The 554-nt window shown below is 49.8% G+C and carries 1 protein-coding gene and 1 pseudogene; one reads left to right on the forward strand and one right to left on the reverse strand.

Translation table 11 applies throughout. From position 1 onward, the window contains the following. Positions 1-181 (forward strand): annotated as a pseudogene (locus tag ACWKXT_RS24305) (fimbrial protein); the annotation flags it as partial. 242 nt (positions 182-423) lie between these two features. On the opposite strand, the gene ACWKXT_RS24310 reads toward ACWKXT_RS24305, so the two are convergent. Then, positions 424-554, reverse strand: a 131-nt coding sequence (locus ACWKXT_RS24310) for a GntT/GntP/DsdX family permease (protein ID WP_454542715.1), incomplete at its 5' end; no start/stop codon positions are given.

Consider the following 554-nt stretch of genomic DNA (forward strand, 5'->3'; position numbering starts at 1 on the left):
CGTCGGCGTACAGTTGACGCGCAACGGTACGATTATTCCAGCGAATAACACGGTATCGTTAGGAGCAGTAGGGACTTCGGCGGTGAGTCTGGGATTAACGGCAAATTATGCACGTACCGGAGGGCAGGTGACTGCAGGGAATGTGCAATCGATTATTGGCGTGACTTTTGTTTATCAATAAAGAAATCACAGGACATTGCTAATGCTGGTACGCAATATTACCTGAAGCTAAAAACCTGCACGTTAGCCCTTTGTAGGCCAGATAAGACGCGTCAGCGTCGCATCTGGCATAAACAAAGCGCACTTTGCTGGTCTGTTCCCCTCACCCTAACCCTCTCCCCGGAGGGGCGAGGGGACTGTCCGGGCACATTTTTAGACTTTGTCATCAGTCTGAGCCTGCCATTGGCAGGCTCTGGTGTCCTTTTACGCTACCATGCTAATAATCAGCACAATAATCAGCCCAACCACGGAGTTGACCAGCTCCAGCAGACCCCAGGTTTTCAACGTGTCTTTTACTGACAGGTCAAAGTAACCTTTGAACAACCAGAAAGATG

The sequence above is a fragment of the Enterobacter sp. UPMP701 genome (assembly GCF_053709515.1).